This window comes from Robertkochia aurantiaca, from assembly GCF_020166495.1.
Lineage (GTDB): Bacteria > Bacteroidota > Bacteroidia > Flavobacteriales > Flavobacteriaceae > Robertkochia > Robertkochia aurantiaca.
Map to the genome: position 1 here is coordinate 275,827 of NZ_JAINZS010000004.1, position 26,192 is coordinate 302,018.

Annotated in this window: 25 protein-coding genes and 1 tRNA gene; 18 read left to right on the plus strand and 8 right to left on the minus strand. The window is 44.3% G+C overall.

Annotation, left to right across the window (positions count from 1 at the left end; all coding sequences use genetic code 11):
- Positions 1-504: 504 nt before the first annotated feature.
- The 11 genes from K7R10_RS07010 to K7R10_RS07060 all read left to right on the plus strand — a co-directional run bounded on the left by K7R10_RS07010 (position 505) and on the right by K7R10_RS07060 (position 12,196).
- On the plus strand, positions 505-4,101 hold the full coding sequence (locus K7R10_RS07010; RefSeq protein WP_224483968.1) for a PAS domain S-box protein: 3,597 nt from the start codon (positions 505-507) through the stop codon (positions 4,099-4,101).
- Entirely contained in the window at positions 4,091-4,825 is a 735-nt protein-coding gene (locus K7R10_RS07015) for an Hpt domain-containing protein (RefSeq protein WP_224483969.1), read from the plus strand. The genes K7R10_RS07010 and K7R10_RS07015 overlap by 11 nt, the downstream gene beginning before the upstream one ends.
- Complete coding sequence (locus K7R10_RS07020; protein WP_224483970.1) at positions 4,822-5,193, plus strand: response regulator transcription factor; 372 nt, start codon at positions 4,822-4,824, stop codon at positions 5,191-5,193. Before K7R10_RS07015 ends, K7R10_RS07020 begins: the two co-directional genes overlap by 4 nt.
- On the plus strand, positions 5,190-6,209 hold the full coding sequence (locus K7R10_RS07025; protein WP_224483971.1) for a hypothetical protein: 1,020 nt from the start codon (positions 5,190-5,192) through the stop codon (positions 6,207-6,209). Before K7R10_RS07020 ends, K7R10_RS07025 begins: the two co-directional genes overlap by 4 nt.
- Before the next feature lie 4 nt (positions 6,210-6,213).
- Complete coding sequence (locus tag K7R10_RS07030; RefSeq protein WP_224483972.1) at positions 6,214-7,644, plus strand: glycosyltransferase family 2 protein; 1,431 nt, start codon at positions 6,214-6,216, stop codon at positions 7,642-7,644.
- 9 nt (positions 7,645-7,653) lie between these two features.
- Positions 7,654-8,895: a YaiO family outer membrane beta-barrel protein gene (locus tag K7R10_RS07035; RefSeq protein ID WP_224483973.1), complete on the plus strand. Its 1,242-nt coding sequence runs from the start codon at positions 7,654-7,656 to the stop codon at positions 8,893-8,895.
- Positions 8,896-9,089: 194 nt separating this feature from the next.
- On the plus strand, positions 9,090-9,650 hold the full coding sequence (locus K7R10_RS07040) for a TetR/AcrR family transcriptional regulator (protein WP_224483974.1): 561 nt from the start codon (positions 9,090-9,092) through the stop codon (positions 9,648-9,650).
- A gap of 76 nt (positions 9,651-9,726) precedes the next feature.
- Entirely contained in the window at positions 9,727-10,008 is a 282-nt protein-coding gene (locus K7R10_RS07045) for a thioredoxin family protein (protein WP_224483975.1), read from the plus strand.
- 71 nt (positions 10,009-10,079) lie between these two features.
- Positions 10,080-10,619 carry a hypothetical protein gene (locus K7R10_RS07050; protein ID WP_224483976.1) on the plus strand — a complete coding sequence of 180 codons (540 nt, stop codon included), beginning with the start codon at positions 10,080-10,082 and terminating at the stop codon, positions 10,617-10,619.
- A 170-nt stretch (positions 10,620-10,789) separates the two neighbouring features.
- Complete coding sequence (locus K7R10_RS07055) at positions 10,790-10,996, plus strand: YgaP family membrane protein (protein ID WP_224483977.1); 207 nt, start codon at positions 10,790-10,792, stop codon at positions 10,994-10,996.
- Between the two features lie 126 nt (positions 10,997-11,122).
- Positions 11,123-12,196 (plus strand): formylglycine-generating enzyme family protein, encoded by a 1,074-nt coding sequence (locus K7R10_RS07060; protein ID WP_224483978.1) that lies wholly within the window; start codon positions 11,123-11,125, stop codon positions 12,194-12,196.
- Between the two features lie 350 nt (positions 12,197-12,546).
- Here the strand turns inward: K7R10_RS07060 and K7R10_RS07065 are convergent, their stop codons facing one another.
- The gene (locus K7R10_RS07065) at positions 12,547-12,849 is read right to left on the minus strand and encodes a hypothetical protein (RefSeq protein WP_224483979.1); all 303 of its coding nucleotides are present in this window, start codon (positions 12,847-12,849) and stop codon (positions 12,547-12,549) included.
- 460 nt (positions 12,850-13,309) lie between these two features.
- On the opposite strand from K7R10_RS07065, the gene K7R10_RS07070 reads away from it, so the two are divergent.
- A complete protein-coding gene (locus K7R10_RS07070; protein WP_224483980.1) occupies positions 13,310-15,724 on the plus strand; it encodes a TonB-dependent receptor in 2,415 nt (804 codons plus the stop codon).
- A 274-nt stretch (positions 15,725-15,998) separates the two neighbouring features.
- On the opposite strand, the gene K7R10_RS07075 is transcribed toward K7R10_RS07070, so the two are convergent.
- From K7R10_RS07075 to K7R10_RS07090, 4 genes are all read right to left on the minus strand, one after another.
- On the minus strand, positions 15,999-17,375 hold the full coding sequence (locus K7R10_RS07075) for a S41 family peptidase (RefSeq protein WP_224483981.1): 1,377 nt from the start codon (positions 17,373-17,375) through the stop codon (positions 15,999-16,001).
- 380 nt (positions 17,376-17,755) lie between these two features.
- Positions 17,756-17,829: transfer RNA gene (locus K7R10_RS07080), tRNA-Asp, on the minus strand.
- Between the two features lie 85 nt (positions 17,830-17,914).
- A complete protein-coding gene (locus K7R10_RS07085; protein ID WP_224483982.1) occupies positions 17,915-18,844 on the minus strand; it encodes a DUF58 domain-containing protein in 930 nt (309 codons plus the stop codon).
- Positions 18,819-19,781, minus strand: coding sequence for a ketopantoate reductase family protein (locus tag K7R10_RS07090; protein ID WP_224483983.1), 963 nt, complete (start codon positions 19,779-19,781; stop codon positions 18,819-18,821). Before K7R10_RS07090 ends, K7R10_RS07085 begins: the two co-directional genes overlap by 26 nt.
- Before the next feature lie 71 nt (positions 19,782-19,852).
- Here K7R10_RS07090 and K7R10_RS07095 point away from each other — a divergent pair, with 71 nt between their 5' ends.
- From K7R10_RS07095 to K7R10_RS07115, 5 genes are read left to right on the plus strand one after another with little or no spacing between them, the layout of a single operon-like run.
- Complete coding sequence (locus K7R10_RS07095) at positions 19,853-20,731, plus strand: cell division protein FtsX (protein WP_224483984.1); 879 nt, start codon at positions 19,853-19,855, stop codon at positions 20,729-20,731.
- A 6-nt stretch (positions 20,732-20,737) separates the two neighbouring features.
- The gene (locus K7R10_RS07100) at positions 20,738-21,025 is read left to right on the plus strand and encodes a DUF3098 domain-containing protein (RefSeq protein ID WP_224483985.1); all 288 of its coding nucleotides are present in this window, start codon (positions 20,738-20,740) and stop codon (positions 21,023-21,025) included.
- Between the two features lie 32 nt (positions 21,026-21,057).
- On the plus strand, positions 21,058-21,855 hold the full coding sequence (locus K7R10_RS07105; protein ID WP_224483986.1) for an undecaprenyl-diphosphate phosphatase: 798 nt from the start codon (positions 21,058-21,060) through the stop codon (positions 21,853-21,855).
- Positions 21,856-21,892: 37 nt separating this feature from the next.
- Positions 21,893-22,591 (plus strand): tRNA pseudouridine(55) synthase TruB, encoded by a 699-nt coding sequence (truB, locus tag K7R10_RS07110; RefSeq protein ID WP_224483987.1) that lies wholly within the window; start codon positions 21,893-21,895, stop codon positions 22,589-22,591.
- A 40-nt stretch (positions 22,592-22,631) separates the two neighbouring features.
- Complete coding sequence (locus tag K7R10_RS07115) at positions 22,632-23,339, plus strand: hypothetical protein (RefSeq protein WP_224483988.1); 708 nt, start codon at positions 22,632-22,634, stop codon at positions 23,337-23,339.
- Here the strand turns inward: K7R10_RS07115 and K7R10_RS07120 are convergent.
- Positions 23,310-23,936: a thioredoxin family protein gene (locus tag K7R10_RS07120; RefSeq protein WP_224483989.1), complete on the minus strand. Its 627-nt coding sequence runs from the start codon at positions 23,934-23,936 to the stop codon at positions 23,310-23,312. The genes K7R10_RS07115 and K7R10_RS07120 overlap by 30 nt on opposite strands.
- 93 nt (positions 23,937-24,029) lie before the next feature.
- Between K7R10_RS07120 and K7R10_RS07125 the strand changes: the two genes are divergently transcribed.
- The gene (locus tag K7R10_RS07125; RefSeq protein ID WP_224483990.1) at positions 24,030-24,620 is read left to right on the plus strand and encodes a DNA-3-methyladenine glycosylase I; all 591 of its coding nucleotides are present in this window, start codon (positions 24,030-24,032) and stop codon (positions 24,618-24,620) included.
- A gap of 207 nt (positions 24,621-24,827) precedes the next feature.
- Here K7R10_RS07125 and aat read toward each other — a convergent pair whose 3' ends face one another.
- The gene (aat, locus tag K7R10_RS07130) at positions 24,828-25,466 is read right to left on the minus strand and encodes a leucyl/phenylalanyl-tRNA--protein transferase (protein ID WP_224483991.1); all 639 of its coding nucleotides are present in this window, start codon (positions 25,464-25,466) and stop codon (positions 24,828-24,830) included.
- Positions 25,467-25,807: 341 nt separating this feature from the next.
- Positions 25,808-26,185, minus strand: a complete 378-nt coding sequence (locus K7R10_RS07135; RefSeq protein WP_224483992.1) for a DUF3127 domain-containing protein — start codon at positions 26,183-26,185, stop codon at positions 25,808-25,810.
- Positions 26,186-26,192: the final 7 nt, after the last annotated feature.

The window sequence follows — 26,192 nt, forward strand, 5'->3', positions numbered from 1 at the left end:
AAGACAGGCCCGGAGGGTCCTGGCTTTTTATGCTCAAGATGACCGGGCGGGACTCAGCGAGTGGAACGAGCTAACCCCGCCGTTACGGGATGCGGGATACGGATATGCTCATCAAAAAGGCTGATATTAACGATCTCCGGGTTCACGATGCACAACATCCCTGGGGATATCTGAACGGATACAATACCCCCTTCCGTCAACACCTTTGGTGTTGCCACCTTCCCCCGGCCGGGGGAAGAAACCTAATTTTTTAAACTTTGATCAAGCCCCAGGGAGTATAACGAAGACCCCCGTCATCGCGGGATGTGGGGTGTGTGATAATTACCAAAATACAAGTGCCGGTCACAAAATACCCACGGGTGTACAACTACCTGATAGTGATTATAATCAATAGTCTCTGATAATTTTCCTATATGGGGATTTATCAGCCATTAAACTTGTAAAAAACTTGGATTTTTTGGTTAATACTGATTATTTTACACCCCCCAAATCAGCCCTTAATCTATGCCCCAAAACCTGATTGATTCCGACCAAAGGCTTCGGGATCTGATTCAACATGACGTACAACTCCTGCATTGGCTTTTAGCCAGGCGCAGTGACGGATTTTGGTTCTTTGAAGCCGGAAATCCCGCATCCTTCTTTACAGATGAACGCTTCTGGAAGTCGGTTAATCTTGCCGTTCCCGAAGCAGCCGCTCAGTGGGAACGCTCGATGGAGCTGCTTTCTCCTGACGCCAGAAATCGTTTCCGAACTCTGATTACAGATATTCAGGCAAAATCAGATTTCAGCGAGACCCTTATCCTCCAACCGAACAACGGTGAGAAACACCCCTTTGCTATCGATACATACCTGGTGAGAAATCATAAGGTCCTGCTCATTCGTTTCAATAAAGTCCCCGAACGGGAAAACTCAGATCTTTTAAGCAGTCTGTCAAAACAGAACGAACTCTACCGGATCACCAATAAGGTTTCAAAAGTCGGTGGCTGGGAGGTGCGCTTTGATGAACCTTCAATAACCTGGACATCAGTCACAAAGGAAATTCATGAGGTCCCCGACGATTATGAACCGGATTTAGAAACAGCCATCTCTTTTTACAAGGAAGGCTGGAGCAGGGAATCGATACAGAAGGCCGTAAAAGAAGCTGTCGAAAATAGAATTCCTTACGACAAAGAATTAAAACTCATTACGGCTAAGGGACGGGAAATTTGGGTCAGAGCCGTAGGAACCCCAGAATTCGATAACGGAAAATGTATCAGAATTTTTGGGACGTTCCAGGATATCGGGGAGGATAAACGGAAAGAAAACGAGCGTTTACTTACCAAAGAACGATTCGAAGTTCTTTTCAACAAATCATTTATGGGAATGGTCCTGGTCGATACCAACCAGAAACTTATACGGTATAACCGGGCCAGTGTTGATATCATGGGTCTGGAAAACATGTCCCATGAAGAAATCATGGGCATTACCTTCAAAGATCTTGTACACCCTGAAGACCTCCCGACAGCCCAGACTTACAGAAGGAAACTGCTGAACAGAGAATTTGACTCATATAATCTTGAATGCCGCTTCGTTAAAAAAACCGGCGAAACAATCTGGTGTCAGGTACATACCTCATTGATACATAGTCCGAACCTCAATGAATCCTTTATCCTTACCACTTATGAAGACATCACGGCCCGCAAGAACCTGGAGGAAAAGGCAAGCACCTATGCCCGCAGATTCAAAGCGGCTTTTGAACACTCTCCCATTGGGGTAGCACTGGTTTCATTAAAGGGGCAATGGTTAATGGTCAATAACGCTTTGGGAAATATCATTGGCTATACCAAAGATGAACTACTGGAGATGAGTATTTCTGAACTAACCCACCCGGCAGACCGCCAGAACGACCTTCACCTAATCCAGCAATTAACCAGTGCCAGAAAAGAAAGTTACAGCGTACAAAAACGGTTTATTCACAAGAACGGCAATATTGTTCACGGACTCATACATGTCTCTCTCATCAGAAATGAACAAGGTGATCCCCTTTATTATATGGGGCAGATCAATGACATTACCCGAAGGGTGGTCACTGAAAAAGCTTTGACCGACAGTTTAGGAGAGTTGCAATGCCTGCTAAATGCCACCACTCATGTCTCGATCATCGAAACAGATCTGAACGGGGTGATCAGGAAGTTTAATAAGGGTGCTCAAAACCTTTTAGGGTATAAGCCCGAGGATGTAATAGGAATTCATCAGCCTGTTTGTTTCCATGACAATAAGGAAATTAAAATGCGTTCAGAGGAACTTACCGATTATTATGGCCGGGAAATAAAAGGGTTTGAGGTATTCATTCACAAAGCCCGGAAAGATGAGTTCGAATCACGGGAATGGACATACATCAAAAAGAACGGTGAACGATTTCCGGTACAGCTGGTGGTAACCGCCATTCACGATTATACCGGGCAGATCACTGGCTATCTTGGTGTAGCGACCGATATCAGCAGACTTAAAAAAATGGAAGCTTCTCTTTTGCTGGAAAAGGCAAAGGCCGAAAGAGCAAGCCGGTCCAAATCAGAATTTCTGGCGAATATGAGTCATGAGATACGCACCCCTCTCAATGCCATCGTTGGATTTTCTGAACTGATGAAGCAAACCGAGCTCAGTACGACTCAATCACAATATATTCAGACGGTCTGCACCTCGGCAGACCACCTGCAAGATATAATTAATGATGTGCTTGATTTTTCAAAAATCGAGGCGGGAAAGGTAGAACTGGAATCTGAAGACACCAACCTTTATTCCCTTTGTTTGTCAACCATTGACATGATACAATACAAAGCAGAAGAAAAGGGGCTAAAGCTTAAATTCGATTATGATCAATCTCTCCCCTATCTGGTGAAAACCGATAAGGTTCGTTTGAGGCAAGTATTGATCAATCTGCTCGGGAATGCCATAAAATTCACTCATAAAGGGCATGTACACTTAAAAGTAAGCATGCCAACAAACTCAGAAAAAGACTCGTCAGTGGTTCTTTTCTCGATAGCAGATACCGGCATAGGTATCGAATCTAAAAACATACAAAAGATCTTTAAGGCTTTCGACCAGGAAGATAGTTCGACCACTCGTAAATACGGGGGCACGGGTCTCGGGCTAACCATCAGCAACAGTATACTGAACCTTATGGGCAGTCAAATACATGTAGAAAGCGAACCCGGCAGAGGAAGTACCTTTTATTTTGAAGTACCCTTCGAGGCTTCAGAAAAAACAGGCCAGCCGGAAACTATATCTGTTTTACCGCGTCGTATCCTGCTGGTAGGCGAAAAACATCTTCTTCCCAAGGTAACTCTGGAGAACCTTGCAGCCCAGAAGGTACAGATATCAACAGCCCGCAACAGCATTGAAGCCATTGACCTTTTGAATGGCCCTCTGAGTTTCGATCTACTCATATCAGAGCTTACCTTACCCTATACAAGTGCGGGGAACCTGATAGGATATATCAGAAACCATATGAAAATACCATCCTCTCAATTACCGGTTATTGTACTTTTTGACCCTGATAAAGAAGTCAATCAGGAGCGAATCAAAAAAGCGTGTCATGATGCCGATCTGATACCCAAACCAATTACGGTGTTTTCGATTGCTGATTGCTGGGAAAGGCTTCAAAAATCAGCTGCAGCAACACTGGTGTTGACAAAAGAAAGCAAAGCGTTCAGCTGGATTGAGAACCCAAGGGTCCTGATCGCAGAAGACAACCCTGTAAACCTGTTGCTCGTAAGAACCTTGCTGGAGAAATATATTCCTCAGGTACAAATACTGACCGCATATAACGGGGAAGAGGCGCTTGAGATTTTTAAAACCCACAAGGTGGATCTTATTTTAATGGACCTGCAAATGCCCGGAATGGGAGGTAAAGAAGCCACCAGACACATACGTTCTTTTGAACCCGAAGGCCGTGAAACACCTATCGTTGCGCTTACCGCTCGGGCGCTTAAGGGTGAAAGAGACCGCTGCCTGTCTAACGGAATGAACGAATACCTTACAAAACCGATTGTGCAACAGGAATTGCTGCACATGTTAAAAAGATTCTTAACCCTGAAAAAAACCGACCTACATGTATTCTGAGGAGAAAGACATAACCAAAGTTCTTCTGATCGAGTCAGACAGCCAGGAGGCGTCCAGATTTGCCGACGCATGTAGCAAGGCGAATATTCAATCGATCATTCTGAAAGACAGTTACGAAGCGGTGCAATATCTTAAACACAAGAAAGAGGTTGATCTGATCATAGCTGAAAAGAACTGTATTCCGCTTGATTCATCACGGTTTCGATCTTATCTGCAGAACGAATTACAACTGCAGTTACCGGTGGTGGTTTCAGTAACTGCCGAAGAAATAGTAAATGACACTTATTCACAAGATCCCGGCCCTCTGATTCAAAAACCCTTTGAACCCGGCATTATTCAATATCTCAGACGGCTCCTGATGGCTGACAAAAACGTTTCCGATCAACAGATTTATTCACTCCAGTACCTCGAAGATATCTCAGAAAATGACAGCTCCTTCATAAAAGAATCCCTGATTCTTTTTTTGGAGACTACTGAAACATGCATTCCCGATTTGATCGCAGATGTTACAGAAGAAAAATTTGAAAGCGCCAGGAGTATCGCTCACAAGATCAAACCATCTTTTGCCATGCTTATGGCGAACCGCGCCGTTGAAATATGCGAGCAGATATGCCATCAGGCTTCTGATGAACAATTACCTGAGCTGGTCAGGGAATTATATAGCCTCCATGAGCAGATCGCTGAAAAAATTAAGCGTGACCATTTAAAAAACAAGCACGTATGACACCCAAAATCCTAATCATTGAAGATAACACCATGGTGTTAAAATCGTTGGAATTCAAACTAATCCGGGAGGGCTTCGAAGTGCTTACGGCCTCCGATGGAAGGCAGGGCATGTCACTGATCCGGGAAGGATCTTTCGAGCTGGTTATTACCGATTTGATGTTGCCTTTTATAACCGGGCTTGAAATCATCGAATATATTAAAACTGAACATCCCGACACTGCAGTTATCGTATTGTCGACTTCAAATCAGGAGCATATCATAGCTGATGCCTTCAATCTAGGAGCAGATGATTTTATCACTAAACCCTTCAATCCAAATGAACTGACACTCAGGGTTAAAAGAAGTCTGGGAATCAGAAAGACATGATTGAATTAATTCCTGAAATAAAGAATCATACCGAAGGGATCATCCATTTAATACATGGATTGTCTGTTTTTTTCCTCATCCTTGTGGTAAGCCTGATCCTGCGTATCATTATACTCCGTCATCTGAAAAGGAGGCGAGCTGTAAGGCGAATGAAACTGCAGGACAAAGGTCTGAAACTCATACATATCTTTCTTTTTGAAGAGACATCTTTAGACGCTGAAATCGTTCAGGAATTTCAAAGGAAACATCTAAGGACCGATTGGAGAAAAAAAACCTTTACCGACCAGGTCATCGAATTCCTGGAGAATTTCAGGGGCGAATCAACAGGGAAATTGAAAGAACTCTTCTGCGCCTTAAAGCTGGACCAGTATGTATTTGGTATTCTAAAGGAGGGTAAATGGTATGAACAGGCAGTAGCCATTCACTATTGTTCTGAATTATCACTGAAGGCCGACGACCTGATTAAAAAACTATTGAATCATAAATATTACAGGGTGCGCGAGCAGGCCTATTATTATTTTGTAAAAACGGCCGAAAGCAATCCCTTGGCCTTTATAGAGCATCTGGATCACGAGCTCACCATGTGGGAAATGATAAATCTAGAAGATTGCCTCAGGTATTACTATACCGGCTCTGAACCCGATTTTTCTATAGGATTATCTCATCCTCTGATTTCGGTTCGTATTTTCGCTATTCGACTGATCGGTGTCTTTAATCAATTTGAGCATAGCCTGAAAATCCTACCTTTTCTTCAGGCGGAAAAAGATCGGGTTAGAACAGAAACAATAAAAGCGCTTTCCAGACTGCAATATGCTGAACTGCACACGCACCTGCTTCGTAATTTTCCGGGTGAGTCTCCACGGGTACAAGATCATATCCTTAACGTGATCCTTGACAAAGGAAGCTATACAGAGATCAAGGCTCTGGAAACACTTATTCCGGGGTGTCACGCACAAACGCAGCGAAGATTCGAAAGAAACCGACGACTTGTTTCACCAGCTCATAAAATCGCCTGAACCGATGACACTTCTCAACGACATAACATCGTATATCACCCTCTCATTTCTGATTTATGGCTTCCTGGTGGGCATGGGCTATCTGTTTTCTGCAGTCTTTTCCTTCTTTGAGATCCGGGAATACAAGCGATCATCCAAGATTGAAAAAAAGGTGGTTATGCTGCAATCTTCCAACCTGCCCTCCATATCGATACTGGCCCCTGCCTATAATGAGGCGGTAAATATCGTTGATAATATTCGTTCCCTCCTTACCATCAATTACCCCTCATACGAAATCATCATAATCAATGACGGAAGTACCGATAATACCCTGCCTAACCTTATCAGGCATTTTAATCTCGAACAAACAGAACTGGTATTTCTAAACAACATTCCGACCCGGGATGTAAGGAAGGTTTATAAATCAAAAAACAAGGCATTTGAAAAACTGCTGGTTATCGATAAAAAAAACGGTGGTAAAGCAGACGCTTTAAATACGGGGATCAACGCAGCTTCACACGATTATTTCTGTGCAATCGATGTCGACTGCATCCTGGCAGATGACGCGCTTTTAAAGTTGGTAAGGCCCTTCTTGAACGACAAGAAAAAGGTGATTGCCTCGGGAGGTATCATACGTGTGGCGAATGCCTGTGAGATTCAGGGAGGAAGAATCGTATCGGTTCGTTTGCCCAAAGGTTTCCTCGAACGGGTTCAGATACTGGAATACCTGAGAGCTTTTCTTATGGGAAGAATGGCATGGTCAAGGGCAGACGGTTTATTACTGATTTCGGGAGCTTTCGGCCTGTTCGATAAGGAAACAGTTATCGATGCAGGGGGGTATAACACTCAGACCGTAGGAGAGGATATGGAATTACTGGTAAGAATGCGTCGTATGATGCATAAGAGAAAAACCGCCTATAAAGTTGGTTTTATACCAGATCCATTGTGTTGGACCGAAGTCCCGAATGGTCATAATATCTTAATCAGGCAAAGAAACAGATGGACCCGCGGAACGATTGAAACATTATGGATTCATCGCGGGATGTTGTTCAATTTGAAATACCGGGTTCTTGGAGTTCTGAGTATGCCCTATTGGTTATTCTTTGAATGGCTGGCACCCCTTATAGAGGGCTTCGGTCTGCTATTTTTCATCCTGCTCCTCAGTCTGGGACTGGTGAACTGGGTCTATGCCATATCATTTATGGCAGCAGCATACGGCTTCGCTGTTTTGTATTCGATTACAGCCATTTATTTCGAAGAAATTTCCTTTCAACAGTATAAAAAACCTAAATACATCTATAAACTGGTTCTTACGGCCCTGCTGGAACCAATATTATATCATCCTTTGGTGTTTTGGTCTGCCCTCAGGGGTAATATCGATCTGCTGAGAGGAAAAAAATCCTGGGGCCAGATGACCCGGCAAGGGTTTGACAGAATCGACAAAGCTAAAAACTGACAGATATCCATGAAGAAATTTAACCCTATACTTTCCCTCCTATTCTTTGTTATATCATTAACCGTTACGGCCCAGGATCACGCAAGCCCTGAGCGCTTATATGAAGATGCACGAAATGCAGCCTTTCAGCAAAAAGACTATAAAACTGCCATAGACCTGGCCCTCACAGCCCTGGATATTCAACCGGATTATCCTGAGCTGCAACTCTTTCTTGGCAGACTTTACCGATGGAACGAACAGCCCGAAAAAGCGAGAGCAGTATTTGAAGACCTGGTTTCATCACACCCGCAGTATCAGGAAGGTGTTCGGGCTTACAGCCGACTGGAACTGGAGGAGAGAAATTACATCAAGGCCCTGACACTGATCGAAAAAGGCCGCATCAATGATCCTGAAAACAGGGAGACAGCTATTCTTCAGGCTCAGATCCTGGAACAAATGGAAAAACATCAACAGGCTTTCAGGCTCTCAGACTCTCTGCTAAGGGAGTTTCCTGACAACAAAGAAATCGCCCGAATGCAGGAACGATTGTCGCGTACAAATTCTCAATCGGCCGTAGGATTGTCTTATGAAATAGTAAATTTTGAGACCCGTTTCGATACCCCCTGGCAGTTCGTTCGCTTATTCTATGAAAAGAAAACATCATTAGGGCCGGTACAGTTACATCTGAACTACGCTAACCGGTTTGAGATGAACGGCCTTCAGGCCAGTCTGGAATCCTATCCCCGCCTGGGTAAAAAAACATATGCCTACCTCGCTGCAGGCATCGCCACCGACAACGGAGTCTTTCCGCAATTCAGGGGAGCCCTCTCGGTCTTTCAGCAATTGCCGGCCAAATTCGAGTTAGACGGAGGTGTCAGGATACTGACCTTCGAGGAGACTACATGGACCTACACCGCAGGAATCGCCAAATACCTGCCAAACCTGTTCCTGCGATTCAGTGCTTTTATCACTCCTGAAAAACAGGATCTGGCGCCCGCTTTCAACCTTACCTCCCGCTATTACCTGAACGAAGCAACGCATTTCCTGGAGCTTCAGGCGGGTACCGGGGTGAATCCCGACAGCAATGTCAATGGCGTGCTCACACAGCAGGACGAAAGACTTACAGCCTCATCACTCTTCCTGAGTTATCAACTACCTCTGAAAAAGCTGTGGTATCTCAAAGTCGGAGGCGGGATTGAAAACATCGAATACACCGAAACAGAGTCCGGAAAGCAATATCGCTTTCAGGTCTCTGCCATCAAAAGATGGTAGAATTACTTCTGGTTCCTGGTAAAAAGCGCCGTCACGCTTAGCTTTACCTTGCCAGCTTCACTCCAACTGTTCAGCAACTGCACCATTACCGGATTAAAAATTATACCTGAAAGTTCATTTCAAAACATAAACAATTAATTAACAGGTACTTAGTTTTTTAATGTGTATTTTTTTGCGGAATTAAAATCCATATAATGATCAAAGAGCAAATTCATCTTCACGATCTGGATAAGATTATGAACCTCTTCTGGGAAAAAGGATATAAATCGGTATCCAGGGAGGATCTTGCAGAAATTATTGGCGATGAGGGGTCTCATCACACTAAAAAGACATTATTCAAATTAGCATTCCAACATTACCTGAAGATAAACTATAACTTCATTCAAACTTTTCTTGACAATCAGCGATCGGTTAAAGAAGGGCTCTCTCAGCTTATGATACTGGGTGCTGAGGAAGCGATTTCTGACCCCAAGTCTAAGGGTTGCCTGGTGGTCAATTCCATCGTGGAAATGACACCTGCAGATGATGAAATGATGATGCAATTCCTGGAAAACAAAATTTTTGTAGAGAACATTTTCAAAGAATATCTCAAACGTGGTATTGAAAACGGCGAGCTCAGGAAAGATCTTGATTTGACTTCGGTGGCTGCCTGCCTGTATAACAATTACAGCGGTTTGAAAATAATTGCCAAGGTTCAAAAAGACCGAAAGGCCATTTATGAAATGATCCGAACAAGCATGAAGGTTTTGGATTAGGTGGCATTCAAAATGGTTATTCAGAGACCAGCAGACATTTCCAACTTAGCTATCTTTGCATGGTAGTTAATGTAACATGTCTGAAATACGAATTGAGTTTTTCACAAGCCCTCGTTGCGGAATTTGCCAGGCGTTGAAACCAAAATTATTACGGCTGCTTGAAGAAGAATTTCCCGACATACCCATGGAGATCACAGACTCTGCAGCAGAACCTGAAAAAGCTGCTCAAGCCCTGATATTTACAGCTCCGGTGTTGCGCATCCTGCTCGATGGAAGGGAACAGCAACGATTCGCACATGCCTTCTCAATCGACCAGGTACGGTCGACCTTGCTGAAAGTAAGCAAGCAGGTTAAGTAATATTATTCCTTCTTTGATCAAATCTATTTTTTCGATTTTTTTCTATATTTATAAAGTCTTAAGCTCCTATTATGAAAAAAATCACCTTACTCCTCGTCCTGCTCTCATTGGCAGGATGTCGTTCCCGTGGCACTTTTAATATCACCGGCTCTTGGATCAGCAAACACAGTGAAACCCGGTTGATGCATATTGACAACACAGATGAGGGCCTTTATGTGGAAGTGTTTGACAGAAAAACAAGATTGGAGGAATTACAAGGCAACCGCTACGCTTTTGAACTTTTGGATAAAGACTTTGAGCTTTTACCGGTGAGCGATAAGGAGGTTGAGCTGAACGGAACTCCTTTCATAAGACTGGAAGACAGTGAAACCGCAAAAATTAGCGGTCTCTATATGCAAGAGAAGGAAGAAACTACTTTTAAATCCATTCAGATACGCCTGGAAAACGGAGGGCACATTTGGAGCATCACCCAAAATGATGACAGGGTAGCCGACTTTTTCCCGGTAAGTGAAGGCAATCACTTTATATTTTCCTACGATGGCCAAACCCATCGCTTCAAGCTGCAGAACAATTGCCTCATCCGGTCAGACGGAGAAAAGTATTGCAAATAGGTCACACTGACTTTAGTCATGTTTTTCACTCTTGATATTTCCTACATTTATTTTATAAACCGATGTCATGGGAAAGATCAGGAAATTGCTGCTTGTTTGCCTGCTATGCATAATACTGGTGGCCGCAGCGGTGCTTTTGATTCAAACTTTTGACTTTTAAACCAAAAATCATGAAAAAAAACATGGGTACCACTGATCGAATAGTACGATTAATAGTCGCTGCAGGAATCGCAGGGCTTTACCTTTCAGGAATAGTCGAGGGAACTTTAGGTCTTATACTCCTGGCCCTGGCTCTTGTATTTACCGTCACCTCGCTGATTGGATTTTGTCCCTTGTACCTTCCCTTTAATCTCAACACCTGCCCCGGAAAGAAATAAATAGAATGTAAGCGCGATCAATTTAACTGTATTGAACTACCAAAACATGAAATTCATCCCCTTTCACGAACAGAAAAGGAAGATTCCCCTATATTTATTTCATTGATTTTAAATTTGTTCACTTTCATGCAATACAGAAAAGCTGCCTGCTTATCGATATTGATCATACTTTTCTCTGCCTGTAAAGAAAAGATATCAGATACCGCATCCGCAACTGTAAAAAACGGAGAGGAGATAAAGGCGCCACACCCGGCTCCAGAGGGAATGGTCTGGATACCCGGGGGTAATTTCACCATGGGTGCCCCGGAGAGCGACCAGAGAGCCTGGCCGCACGAAAAGCCGGCACACCCGGTACGTGTTGATGGCTTTTTCATGGATCGAACTGAGGTCACAAACGATGAATTCGCTGAATTTGTTCGTGCAACCGGATATACAACTGTCGCTGAAAGACCTGTTGACTGGGAGGTACTCAAAACGCAGGTGCCCCCGGGAACACCCAAGCCACAAGATTCCCTGTTGCAGCCCGGATCTTTGGTATTTGAAATTCCAGATGACCCCAACCCGAATGAAATGAACTATTTCCAGTGGTGGAAATGGCAAACAGGGGCGAACTGGAAAAACCCACAGGGGCCGGGAAGCTCTATAGAGGGAAAGGGCAAGCATCCGGTAGTTCATATTGCTTTCGAAGATGCCCTGGCCTATTGTGAGTGGAAAGGGAGAAGACTTCCCACGGAAGCTGAATGGGAATTTGCGGCCCGCGGAGGTCTTACAGATCGAACTTTCAGCTGGGGAGATGAGCGTGAAAAACTGGAAGAAAATGCCAATACGTGGACCGGTCCTTTTCCCGAAGAAGAAACCCTGGAAGACGGCTATTCCCGTCTGGCCCCAGTAGCATCGTACCCCCCAAACGGATTCGGATTACATGACATGGCAGGAAATGTCTGGGAATGGACCACAGACTGGTATAGCTCAGATTACTACCTGCAGGCACGAAAGAAAGGAGAACTGGTAAACCCAAAAGGTCCTGAAGAATATAACAACCCTTCTAATCCATATACCGCTCAAAAGGTCACCAAGGGCGGTTCATTTCTATGCAGTGATTCCTATTGCGCCAGTTACAGAGCTACGGCCAGAATGGGCACAGATATTGACTCGGGACAGGAACACCTCGGATTTCGAACTGTTATAGATCCGAAATAAAAATTCCGAAGCCACAAGACCTGATCCTGTAGCTTCGGAAAACAACTTAAAATTAAACGGATTTTTACTTACATCCCGCTATACCGACTGCTTCACTCTTTTGAAACGATCTGTTATTCTCAAGCGGGTAAATGGCAGCACCCTTAAGCAGGTTTTTACAAAATTCAGGTGTATCTCTTTGACCACTTAAAATTCTTTGAAGCATCTTTTAAAGCGGTAACTGTTATATTCAATGATCACCATTTGAGGGATAAAAAAGGTGTACCATTATATAACGAATAATGGGAAGGATTCGTATGACGAATCGAAAAAAAAGGGAAGTTAGTTAGCCTCAGCTACTCCGGGAAGACTTAATTCTTAAGCACTTCCATTTGCTGAGAATGACTATGCCAGTCAAGCGAGGCATAAACGACTCTGATGTTGCGATAGGATTCATTTAACACCTCTTCTATTTCATGCTCATTCAGTTCAAACTGTGCCGATTCATTCAGGTCATTCATAAGAGATCTGCACAAACACAGCGAACCTGAAAGTGATCGCAAAACTAATTGCCTTTCAAGAGGAGTTCCGATACAGGCGCGAACACTTGCATCTTTTTTCAAGCGCTCCAACATAATACGTTCGCAAGCCTTGATGAATTTCTGCTTTTTCATATGCAGGGGGTTGGTTAATAGCAATGATTAGGTGAAAGTTATAAAAACCATAAAGCGGAACGAAAAATGATCAGTCGGCTTAATCGTTTTTTGCTACGCTTTATCGAAAATCATCACATAACAGCATTAATGTAAGTTTTAACTTACTAATTTTTGACGAAATATCTATAGATTTAGTAGACTTATTTTACCTACCCCCCTCAGCAAGCCTAATCTTCTAACCAAACCGTTCACTCTTCTGTTTCGTAAACTGGATTTCTACCATCACATTTTTAGTGCAAGGATGACCTTGTAGTATTTCATAATCCCCTTCTTCCAATATTGTTCTTCATAAATCATCATAATAATTCGGTGATGATTACATTTGTATCAACAACAATCAGGTCGACTGTCATAAAAAACAGCCCCGGCCACGAACCCGAAATCGTCAGTTTAAAGTAAAAACCTCAATAGCTCTATCATGGACAAAAGATCATCAACACCTTCATCAAGATTAGAAAGAAGGGTTTCTCAGGTTTTCAAAATACAGTTTCTTTTGACCCTGGGTTTACTATTAATGTCCTTTCAGCCCCTCACTGCACAGGTCACGGGTGAACTTTTCGGAAAAGTAACAGACCAGACAGGAGAGCCCATTCCGGGAGCTTCAGTCTACCTCGAAGGCACCAATATGGGTACACAAACCGATATGAACGGCCGGTATGAGATCAGAGATATTCCCCCGGGTTCGTATAACCTTGTCGTAAGCTATATCGGCTATGAAACTCAGACACGATACAACATCATAGTGCGATCAAAAGGAACCCCGAATTACAATTTTACCTTGAAAGAGTCTGCTGAAGAATTGCAGGAAGTGGTCGTTACCAACCGCAACAAAATAAGCAGGCCCAGGGAAACGCCGCTATCGACACAGACCTTATCAGCAGTCGAGATTGCAACCTATCCGGGCAGCAATAATGATGTGGTACAGGTGGCCCAGACCCTGCCGGGAGTATCTCCTTCCATAGGCGGTTTCAGAAATGATCTGATCATACGAGGGGGGGCGCCCAACGAAACGGTATACTATCTCGATGGTATGGAGATTCCCAACGTAAATCACTTTGCCACCCAGGGGAGTGCCGGGGGGCCGGTGGGTCTGATCAACGTATCTTTTATTGAAGATGTCACCCTCTCGACCTCTGCTTTTGGCGCCCGCTATGACAATCCGCTTTCAGGAGTACTGCGATTTTCTCAAAGGAAGGGTAACAACCGGAATTTCAATGGCAACTTCAGGGTGAGCGCTTCCGAAGCGGCCCTTACGCTGGAAGGACCGCTTTTCAAAAAAGACAGCGAAACCGCCAAAACCACCTTCCTGGCTTCGGTGCGACGCAGTTATCTGCAATTTCTGTTTGAAGCCATCGGGCTCCCTTTCAGACCTAATTACTGGGATTACCAATTCAAAGTGAACCACGTCATAGATGAATACAATGAGATCAGCCTTATCGGGATCGGCTCTATTGATGACTTTACCCTGGAGGCTCCCGATGAGTTTAACGAAGAACAACAGGCACAATTAGAACAGGCTCCGTTCATAGAACAACGAACCAATGCGACGGGTATCACCTGGAAGCGCAGGTTGAAAGATGGTACAGGATTTATGGAAACAACCCTTAGCAGGAATACGCTGATCAACGATTTCACCCGCTACCGGGATCCGGAAAATGAAACCGGGGTGATCTTCAGCAATGATGCCTCAGAAACAGAGACCAAACTGCGTTACGCCCTTACCAAATTCTTTGGCGGATGGAAGCTATCTGCCGGGTTCAACACACAGCGTTCAGATTATGAGAACGAGACCCTGAATGTGACAGATGATATTCGCTTTGATACCGCTATCGATTTTTATAAATACGGTTTCTTTTCAAACCTCACCCGGTCTTTCTTCTCAGACCGCCTTGACGTTTCGTTTGGTTTCAGAATGGACGATGACACCTTTACCGATGGAAGTGATCTGTTGTCGACCTTTTCCCCCAGGCTGTCTGTGTCTTACGAGTTCATAGACAACTGGAGGCTTAACGGATCTGCAGGCAGGTATTTCAAACTGCCCCCATATACCATCCTCGGCTTCAGAAGCAATACAGGGGAACTTATTAACCGGGATGTGAAGTATACCCAAAGCGATCACCTGGTGTTGGGGATTCAGCATTATTTCAGTCCTTCATCAAGTATTTCCCTTGAAGGTTTTTATAAACGCTATGACGATTACCCGGTATCAGTGCTTGACAGTGTCTCCCTGGCTAACAAGGGGGGTGGTTTTGAAGTGCTGGGAAATGAAGCCGTAGAAACCGTAGGTAAGGGCCGCAGCTACGGAATGGAACTGCAATTCCAGCAAAAGCTCACCAACAATTTTTACGGAATCTTCGCCTACACCTGGTTTAGAAGTGAATTTACAGGCTTTGACCCAAGTGAATATTCACCCTCTGTATGGAATAGTCGTCATCTGGTCTCCTTTACCGGGGGATACAAATTCAGTCGTAACTGGGAGATCAGCGCCCGGTACCGTTTTGCCGGAGAAACACCTTTCGTACCCACCGACAGGGATGCTACCCTTGCCAATTATCCTGAGGTCATTCTGGATTACAACCGCCTCGGAGAGGAGAAGCTGGATATTTTCAGTCAGCTTGACCTGCGTATCGACAAGAAATGGAATTTCAAGGCCTTATCGCTTGATGTCTTTATTGAAGCCCAGAATGTATTGAGTCAAAACATTCCTCAACCGCCTGAATACGGCCTTGCCAGAAACCCTGACGGCAGCGTGACCGAACCCCGCAGCCTGGTGGAGATCGAAAGCGATACCGGCCAGATCATTCCGAGTTTAGGGATCGTTGTCGATTTTTAGTCAGATTAGCTTGTTCAGTATGATTTGAAACAAAAAAAGCCTTCCTATACCGGAAAGCCTTTCATTCGGTTTAATTACTAAACCACGATCGTGACAAGCACGACCGACAACACAACGTTGCAAATATAAAAAAGCCTGATTGAATCAGCCCCACTTTTTCTTATTTTTTAATAATAACAGCCTGCTTATGCCCGCCAGACCGGCATTAAAAATGGGCTAAACTCACCTGTCCTGACCCATCATTACATATAGAAACCCGGGATGAACGGCAGTCTTAATTCACTTTTACCGGTTTTTTAAAAATATACTCCAGCACAACATCCCTTTCTGCCAGTTTATCTTCCAGGGCAGGCTTGACGATGATGTCAGGGACTACCGGACTAAAGATCTCAGGGTCACAGCCTGCGCCGTAATCCATCGCTGTGGTTACCTGCATAATAATTCCCGATGCAGGCAATGCAAAACTGTAGACTTCTCCAAAATCATTGGTGTTTTCTCCGGTCGGTTCACCAATCAGAGTGCCTATATCAGCTGTTTTTGCAGCATCGGCAACCATATTCGCGCTGGAGAACGTGAGCGGCCCTGTGGCCAGAAACACTTCACCGGTAAACTTTTCGTCGACCTGCATCCTGCTTACGGCCGATTCACAATTACCCATGTGCCACAGACTGCCATTATTTTGTGAATGGTATTCACTGTCTGTATTTCCGCTTTCCAAAAGCTGATCCTTATACTGCTGGCTGATTCGCCAATCGCGCGAACCTTGCAACTGAAAAGGCTTGTCTGTAATGAATCCGAAAAGCACCTCCCCCAAAATCGAATTTCCGCCCAGATTCTGCCGAAGGTCTATCACTACCCGACTGATATTATTCTTTCTGAATTCATCGAAAGCCTGCTGCAGGAGTGCACTCCAATCCTCCCATTCGCCACTCATGGTGGCGAAATTGATATACCCGGTATCATCCTGCAGAACCTTATACGCATTGCCCTCCAGAAGCCCCGGCAGTGTCAGCCTGATGCTTTCAACGAAATCAATACCTTCAGCTGTGGTTACCACACCGTGCTTACCATCTGTGGTCACATATTCAATGGCAAAAGGTGCACTAATTCCTTCGAGGTAAAGAAAATATGCAAGGACACTATTTGTAAATGACTCACCGAATTCAGGCAAGCCACCCATGTTCGTCAAAACATTTTGAAGCAAAGGTCCAGACTGGTGCCCATTAATGGCTACAACCTCACAAGCTCCGGGAATTCCTGCTTTTTCAGCTGTACTTTCAGATAGAAATAATTTTTCATCATGAATGATGGCAGGCCAGGGAAAGAATTGGCTTTTACTTAATTCTGCTCCCAGCACTTTCTGACTGATTGAAGGTGCGGTATGCCCGTCTTCAAGAACCGAAGTTAATTTGTAGAGCGCCTTTATAAAATCCTTTGGATGTACAGAGTCTGTGATCCCTTCCTTAATCAGGTTGACATGCCGATCGTATTCTTCGCGGCTAACGTAAAAATAGGGGTCATAATGCACTGCCAAAAGGGTCTTGTTAAAAAAATCGATATCTCCTAGTGCCGCTTCCCTGCTAACGAGGGTTTGTCCCACTGTATTCCATTGCATCAGACAACCGAATACAAAACCAAAAACATATTTCATCTGTTATAAAAACACACTTGTAAAACACTGTAAATTAAATACATAAATCAACATCTTTTGCAAAAATATTTTGAACAGGATATTTAATTTAATGCTGCTTACAGATGAAACAAAAGTTGACTTGTTACAGTTTGAAGATCATTTATTTAAACATGAAAGTATTCTCTGTGCCAACAAATTTAAGCGAGTTCAAAATCTGTAAATTCTTCAGATTACAGAGGTGATTTTTCAAGCCGGGGAGGTGACTGAGATAAGCGGGAAGGAAACTGTCGCTACATTATAAACAGCAGATATGAAATTCGAGGCAATGCCGGTTAACCCCTAAAATCAGCCCCATAAAAAAAGCTCCTCTGTTTTAGAGGAGCTTTTGAATTTGAAAGCGGTCTGGACGGGACTCGAACCCGCGACCCCATGCGTGACAGGCATGTATTCTAACCAACTGAACTACCAGACCTTTCTTGATTGCGGATGCAAATATACACCCCATTTTTAATAACACAAACCTTTTTGAAAGAAAATTAAAAATCTCATCGAAACAATCACACAAACCTTTGTCTTTCAACAAGGTAGGTAAGCAAAATATTTTCCAGGTCTCTTGATATATCGGCCTCCACATACTTGATTCGATACTGGGCACAACGCAACTGTATCGCCTTGAAGAATTTAGCGATCTCCTCCTGATAAACCTGTTGGTAATTTTCTGAAAAAATATCGATGCTTTGTCCCGTTTCCACATCGGTAAACCTCCCCGGTTTGCCGTCAAAATCAAACAGGAACTCATGAGCCTTATCCATAACGTGAAAAAGAATCACCTCATGTTTGTTGTATTTGAGATGCTGCAATGCAGAAAAAAGAGCATCCTGTTCAATATCGGGTTGGAACATATCGGTAAAGAGAAAGATCATGCTTCTTCTGTGAATTTTCTCTGCTATCTGATGCAGGTAGGTATAAGTATCTGTTCCCTTACCTCTACTACCGGTTTCCAGCAATGATTCAAGCGTATTGGTCACCAGGCTGAAATGACGTTCACTTCCCTTCTCAGGCGCGTAGAATTCATAGTCATCAGAGAAAACACTCAATCCGACAGCATCGCGTTGCCGCTTAAAGATATTCATAAGGGCTGCAGCTGCGAGAACAGAAAACCCGATCTTGTTGTACCGGTGTACAGATTGCTCACCCACCTCGGGATAATGCATGGAAGAAGAATTATCGATGATCAGGTGGCAGCGCAGATTCGTCTCTTCTTCATATCTGCGGGTATACAGCCGGTCTGTCTTGGCAAACAACTTCCAGTCTATATGACGGGTACTCTCTCCGGGATTATAGATCTTATGCTCGGCAAATTCAGAAGAAAAGCCGTGAAAAGGACTTTTATGCATGCCACTGATAAAGCCTTCGACCACCTGATTGGCAATCAGTTCGAGGTTTCCCGCCAGCTTTATGTTATTCAGTTCCTTTTGTAGATTCATTTTTGTCTATTAATCTCTTTCGAGCTGCTCTTTCCTGCGGCATCAAGCAATTATATATAAAACGGTTGACCGGGGCCTTTACCTTCAAACGCTCTGCTTCCCGAACAATATACCCATTAAAATCGTCAATCTCAGAGGGTCTTCCCGCCATTATATCTCTTTGTACAGAGGCGGTGGTGTGATAATCCTGTTTATCGATAGCTTCAAAGGTTTTATTCAGATCTTCATCTCCCAGGAAGACTTTTCTGGCATTTGCCACCCTGATAATTTCCCGGGCGGTTTCTTTCATCAGCGATCGTATTTCAGGGTCTTCCCTCATCACTCCTACCTCTGAACGGGTAAGCGCTCCCATTCCACTCAGGGTACAGATAAACAGGAATTTTCTCCAGATCTCCAGCTCGATATCTTCACTGAGACGGCTGTCAAAGCCGGCTTTATCGAAAAGCGATTTAATGTGGATGCCACGTTGGGAGTTCTTGTCGAACAATTCTCCGAAAATGATCTGAGGGTGAAAGGCAAAATGATTGATCACCCCCGGATTATCTATCTTGCTTATGATGCGGCACAGTCCGCCCATCACCCTTTCCTCACCTAAGATACGTGCCAGTTTTTCAGCGTTGTTCACTCCGTTCTGCAACGGGATCACCACCGAATCCGGCTTCAGAATTGCTGCCAATTCAGCTGCAGCTTCTTCAACCTGCCAGGTCTTGGTACAGAGCAGAACGAGGTCTGGGTTTCCTGCTTCATCAACGCGATCTGTCACCAGGTCGGGCACAGCCAGAAAATCTCCATAGATGCTCCTGACCTTAAGACCGTCTCTCTTTATGGCCTCTGCGTGATCTCCACGAGCCAGAAAGGTGACACGCGAATCGGTCAGGGTCAGTCTGCCTCCGAAATACCCGCCTACTCCCCCGATTCCGTATACAAGAATTTGCATGCTTATGACGTTACAATTATTATAGTGATTAAATTTACTTTATTACTTTTACACCAGCAATTTCTCCCGTAATGAGCAAATCTTTTGAACGCTATCAGAAACGCAAACTGATATCTTCCTACTTCTCGGTGGTACTCAGCATCGCCCTGGTGCTTTTCCTGCTTGGGGTACTGGGATTACTTGTGATCAATACCAAAAAACTGGCCGATCACTTCAAGGAACAGGTAGCCATTACGGTTTTTCTTAAAGACAATGCCAAGGAAGTTGAGATCTCCCAGCTTCAAAAAAGCCTGGCCATGGCCGATTATACCAGAGAAGCATCATTTGTTTCAAAAGACGAGGCCGCCGAAATGCACAGTAAGGAGATCGGGGAGAACTTTCTGGAATACCTGGGATACAATCCGCTTCAAAACTCGATAGACCTTCGCCTTAAAGCCGATTATGTAGCCAACGACAGCATTCAGATGATCGCTGCCGACCTGCAGAACCGGTCTTTTGTGGATGAAGTGTCATACGATCAGCCACTGATATCATTGCTGAACGAGAATGTGCGCAGAATGAGCTTCTGGATCCTGGTAGCCAGTGGAGTATTCACCCTGATAGCCGTTCTATTGATCAACAGTTCGATCAGGCTCTCGGTTTATTCCAAGCGATTTATCATCAAAACCATGCAAATGGTGGGAGCGACCAAAAGATTTATCAGGCGCCCCTTTATCTGGAAAAGTGTCAAACTCGGAATGATAGGTGCCGTGGTGGCCATTATAGCTCTGGTAGCCGGCTTATATTATCTCGACCAAAGATTTCCGCAGATGCAGCTACTGGGAGAACCTGAAACTCTCGGGATGCTTTGTCTGGGTATTTTCGCTATGGGTATTGTGATAACTTATATAAGCACGTATATTGCAACCCAGCGTTTTCTCAACCTGAGAACCGACGATTTATATTATTGATCTGCTATGAGTAAAAAACAGATGACCGGCAAAAAGAACAGAGTGACCCATTCGGCACACAAAACTTTCATCTTCGAGCGCAAGAACTACATATTCATGTTCATAGGCCTGGGGGTAATTCTTTTAGGGTTTATACTGATGAGTGGCGGCGGAAGTGACGATCCCCAGGTGTTCAATCCTGAGATCTTCAGCTTCAGAAGAATCCGACTGGCTCCCACCCTGGTACTTATCGGTTTTGCCATAGAGGTCTACGCCATCCTCCTGAATCCGAATACTGACAAAAAGGAAAGCTAACAGGTTTTTCTTTCTCTGCCTAAAAAATCACCATGGACACACTTGATGCCATAATCCTGGGAATCATCCAGGGGCTTACTGAATTCTTACCTGTCTCTTCAAGCGGACATCTCGAACTCGGGAAGGCCCTTTTAGGAGACGAATCCATCCCTGAGGAAAGCCTGCTGTTTACCGTCGTTTTACATTTTGCCACCGCACTCAGTACCCTGGTGGTCTTTCGCAAAGATATCCTGGAACTGCTTACCGGACTTTTCACCGCGAGTTGGAATGACGAAAAGATATTCAGCCTTAAGATCATCATTTCGATGATCCCGGCAGCCCTCGTAGGCTTCTTTTTCGAGGAGCAGCTGGAATTGCTTTTTGGAGGGAATATTCTGTTGGTAGGTTTCATGCTCATCATTACCGCCCTGCTGCTTTGGCTTGCAGACCGGGCAAGGTTTACAGAAAAAAGTGTGAGCTACCGCAACGCGTTTGTCATAGGGATCGCACAGGCCATCGCCATGCTTCCGGGTATTTCGCGTTCAGGAGCCACCATATCCACCTCTGTATTGCTGGGTAATGATAAGGAAAAAGCTGCCAGATTCTCATTCCTTATGGTCGTGCCTCTTATCTTCGGAAAGATCGCAAAAGACCTGTTGTCGGGTGCACTTACCTCGGAAAACGCCCAGTCAGGCGTACTGCTGATCGGCTTTACAGCCGCCTTTATTTCGGGTATAGCGGCCTGTACCTGGATGATCAGCCTGGTCAAAAGAAGTAAACTCACCTATTTTTCAGTCTATTGCTTTATTGTAGGCCTGTTGTCTATCGTACTGGGATATTACTATTATTGATTAAGTTTGTCACCGAACCGGTGACACCATTTTACCTATGGAATTTACAGAAGAGGCTATTAAAGCAGGACAGGTTCTGCTGGTTGACAAACCCCTGGGGTGGAGTTCCTTCCAGGCGGTAAACAAGATCAAATGGGCCATTAAGAAACGGTACAAACTCAAAAAGATCAAGGTAGGTCATGCCGGCACCCTTGACCCGTTGGCCACCGGCCTTTTGGTGATTTGTACCGGGAAATTCACCAAGAAGATTCCCGATATCCAGGGTCAGGTTAAGGAATATACCGGAACCATCAAACTGGGCGCCACCCGCCCCTCATACGACATGGAAACAGAGATAGATCAGCATTACCCGGTTGATCATATAACTGAAGAAAAGCTTCGTATAGCTGCAGAAAAACTCACCGGTGTGATCGCTCAGCACCCCCCTGTTTTCTCAGCTATAAAGAAAGATGGAAAACGCCTGTATGAACTTGCCAGACAAGGAAAAGACGTCACCACAGAAGCGAGAGAGGTTACCATATACGATTTTGATATCGACCAATCACAATTTCCGGAGATCGCATTTCGTGTGGTTTGCAGCAAGGGCACTTATATACGATCCCTGGCTCACGACTTGGGGAACCTTCTGGAATCAGGAGCCTATCTCTCTTCCCTGCGAAGAACCAAAATAGGAGATTTCAACGTAGATAATGCAGAGAGTCCTGATACCTATGCAGGAAGGATTGCTGAATCTTAAAAGAAAATAATTGCTATATTTAAAGACCAAGTCTGTTAAAATGAATCTGAGTAACAAACAATTATCCCTGATCATCACCTTTTGTATCATGGGTATTTTTTTGTTGATCTTATTCAATATCAGGATGGCCGGTGAAAAGGAAGAAGAGTTTCTCTATGAACTCAGCTTCGATGAGGAACTGCTCGAAGAAATTCCACAGGAAGAGGTTAAAATGACCGAACTGGAAACCCATCAGGCCTATAACGAAGCTGCCAAGAGTTCGTACGCCAAAGAAATCGAAGAGTTTAAAACACTGGAAGAACTCACCCAGGAGATGCAGGAAAATGCTTCAGAAGATCAATCGCCTCAAGACCTGGACGAATTATCAGAAAATCTGGGACTGGCAAAAGAATTTACCGAGAAGCTAAAGAAGCAAAAAGAGATGCTTCAGAAAAACCTGGAAAAAGGAGAAGAAGAAAAGGTAAACGTAAAAAGGCGTACCACGATCACCTACAGTCTGGTTGACCGCATGCACCGGGACCTTCCAAACCCTATTTACACCTGCGAGAGTTTTGGCAAAGTGGTGATCAATATTAAGGTCGATGCCCTGGGCAGGGTAACCGATGCAGACTTTAATGACAAAAGCTCTACTACCGATAACGGTTGCCTGGTCGAAAACGCCATCTATTATGCGAAACAGGCTCGCTTTGACGCATCATCCCGTTCCGAGCAGCTTGGCTCAATTACCTACCTGTTCCAGGGAGAGTAAATCCAGAATATCATTCTTTATATTCACACCTTTGTCTTTGTTGTACCAAAGTTGCAAATCTTTCTTAAAATCAGGACTCAAAACGCCTTTCAGCAATTTTTCCTTATCCACCATGGCCGTTGCCACCGAGGGTCTGGGCCCCCATTCACCCATAACCTGATTCTCTCGGTCGAGAAGAATCACTTTCGGAATGGAGCGGGCTCCTTTGGTCAGAAACCGATCCATTAATCGTTCTTCTTCATCCCTAAAAACAATACGCAGTTTCAATTGGTCTGATGCCTGAGCGATCTTATTAAGCACCGGAAGTGCGTGGGCAGCATCACCACACCACCCCTCACTGATCACCAGCATGGTCATGGGAACTGAAAGCGATGACAAACGGTCGAGATCATCTTCTCCCAGTTTGAAAGTTTTATCGAGACGTCTCATCCGACGCTGATTCAGCATACTGTAATGATTCATTGCCTCGCTCTGTACCTTTCCGGTAGAACGTCCCTGCAGCAGCAATTCATCTACCAGGGCTTTATATGCCTCATAATCGAGAGAACGATTTAAGGCCGAATCAATCATAATTTCACCGGTCAACTTTGTTTCCATCTGTTGTTCTAAAATCTAAAATGCTCTACATTAGTGGGAATAAAGTCAAAACCTTACGAAAACCACTTTCAGGGAGCAAAAATAACCAAAGTGATGAATATTAAAAGATGCGGCTGGTGTGAAGGAGATCCTCTCTATGAGGCATATCACGACGAGGAATGGGGAGTGCCGGTTATCGACGATGACAGGCTTTTTGAATTCCTGATCCTGGAAACCTTCCAGGCAGGATTATCGTGGATTACCATACTGCGAAAACGGGAGAATTTCAGAAGAGCCTTTGATCAGTTCGATTATCGGAAAATTGCAACATACGATGACCAAAAACTGGAGGAGTTAAGAAACGATGCCGGTATCGTACGAAACAAATTGAAAATAGCTGCCACCGTTCAGAATGCCCGGGCTTTTATGCAGGTTCAGCAAGCGTTCGGCAGTTTCAGCAATTACATCTGGCAATTCGTCGATCACGAACCCATACAGAACCAGGTAACGAATTACAGAGAAGCCCCGGCCACCACCCCGCTAAGTGATCGCATTAGCAAAGACATGAAAAAAAAGGGGTTCTCTTTTGTCGGCAGCACCGTGATCTATGCCCATATGCAGGCTACAGGAATGGTGAATGATCATGAGACAGACTGTTTCAGACATGACGAAGTCAGGGAGCTGGGGAAGCAGGTAAATGGGTAAGTGGATACATGGGTACATGGGTAGATGGGTAGATGGGTAGGCAGGTAAACGGGTACATCGGTACATGGATAGCAGGTAAATAGATAGGTGGATTAGAAGCCTCAACTCACGGCGACCGGTTTTCAGTGATCTAAAGCGAGCTGCAGTACACCCCAGGCTTGAGGATTTACTACTCTTCACTCTTAACCCATAACTCTTAACTTCATATCAATCCCTGAGATGCTCTATAAACTCCTTTCTCCGAATTTCCCGGGCACCCAGGCGTGATAAGTGATCTGTATAGACCTGGCAATCTATAAGCGTATAATTGAGAGATCTGAGGTGTTCCACCAGATGAACAAAACCCACTTTAGATGCATTGCTCACTTTTGAAAACATGCTTTCCCCGCAATAAACATTTCCAAGGTCTACCCCATAGAGTCCGCCTACCAGTTCATCATTCTCCCACACCTCTACAGACCTCGCCTTGCCCTGCCTGTGAAGCTCTGCGTATGCCTGTTTCATATCATCGGTTATCCAAGTTCCTGACTGGCCGGATCTCCTGATGGAAGCGCAGGCATTTATCACCCGGTCAAAGGCCCGGTCAAAGGTGACCTGAAACCTGTTTTTTCGCAATTCAGCCCTCAGACTTTTCGAGATCTTTAATTCTTCAGGAAAAAGCACCATACGCGGATCCGGACTCCACCATAAAATAATATCGTCATCGCTTTCAAACCAGGGGAAGATACCGCTCTGATAGGCCAGTAACAGTCTTTCCGGAGACAAATCGCCCCCCAAAGCCACTATGCCTTCAGCACTGGCCGCAGATAAAGGAGGAAACCATAAGTCTTTTGTCAGAAAATACATATGTAAATAAGAGATTAAATTATTTTACCGCTATTATTTACTTTTTGCATGAAATTTCTTGGAGTTAATAATAATTTACTACAAATTTACAGTAACCTTTACTAACTATTTATTTTCATCATTGCTTTTTGAGTTTAATGTAAAGGTGAACCTAAAACCACAAGATAAAGCTCCGGTTATTGCTTGCCGGAGCTTTTTTAGTATTTATCCCCTGCCATTCCGGTTCCCTTGCTTTCTCCTGCATCATCGCATACCTGATAAACGCCGTAAGGTTTGCAAATGTTGTATACCCATTTTTCAGCCATAAAAAAAGCCCTTCAGGAAAAGAAGGGCTTGTCGTATCAGAAGGGAAGATCGTCGTGATCTTCTTCATTAAAATCATTTGCCGGCTCGAAAGCATCTGCAGGTGGCACGGGCGGCACTCCCTGATCTGGAGCTGCAGGCTGCAACTGCTCGATACGCCAACCCTGTATGCTGTTAAAATATTTGGTTTCTCCCTGTGGGTTTGTCCATTCTCTTCCACGTAGATTAATGCTTACTTTTACCTGTTGACCCACCTGGAAATTGTTTAACAATTCACATTTATCCTGAACGAATTCGATCATCAGATGCTGTGGATATTGCTCTTCGGTGGTCACGACCATCTCGCGCTTTCTAAAACCATTGTTTCCGTAGGTTTTAGTGTCATCGATCATTTTAATTCTTCCTTGTACTTCCATTATAATT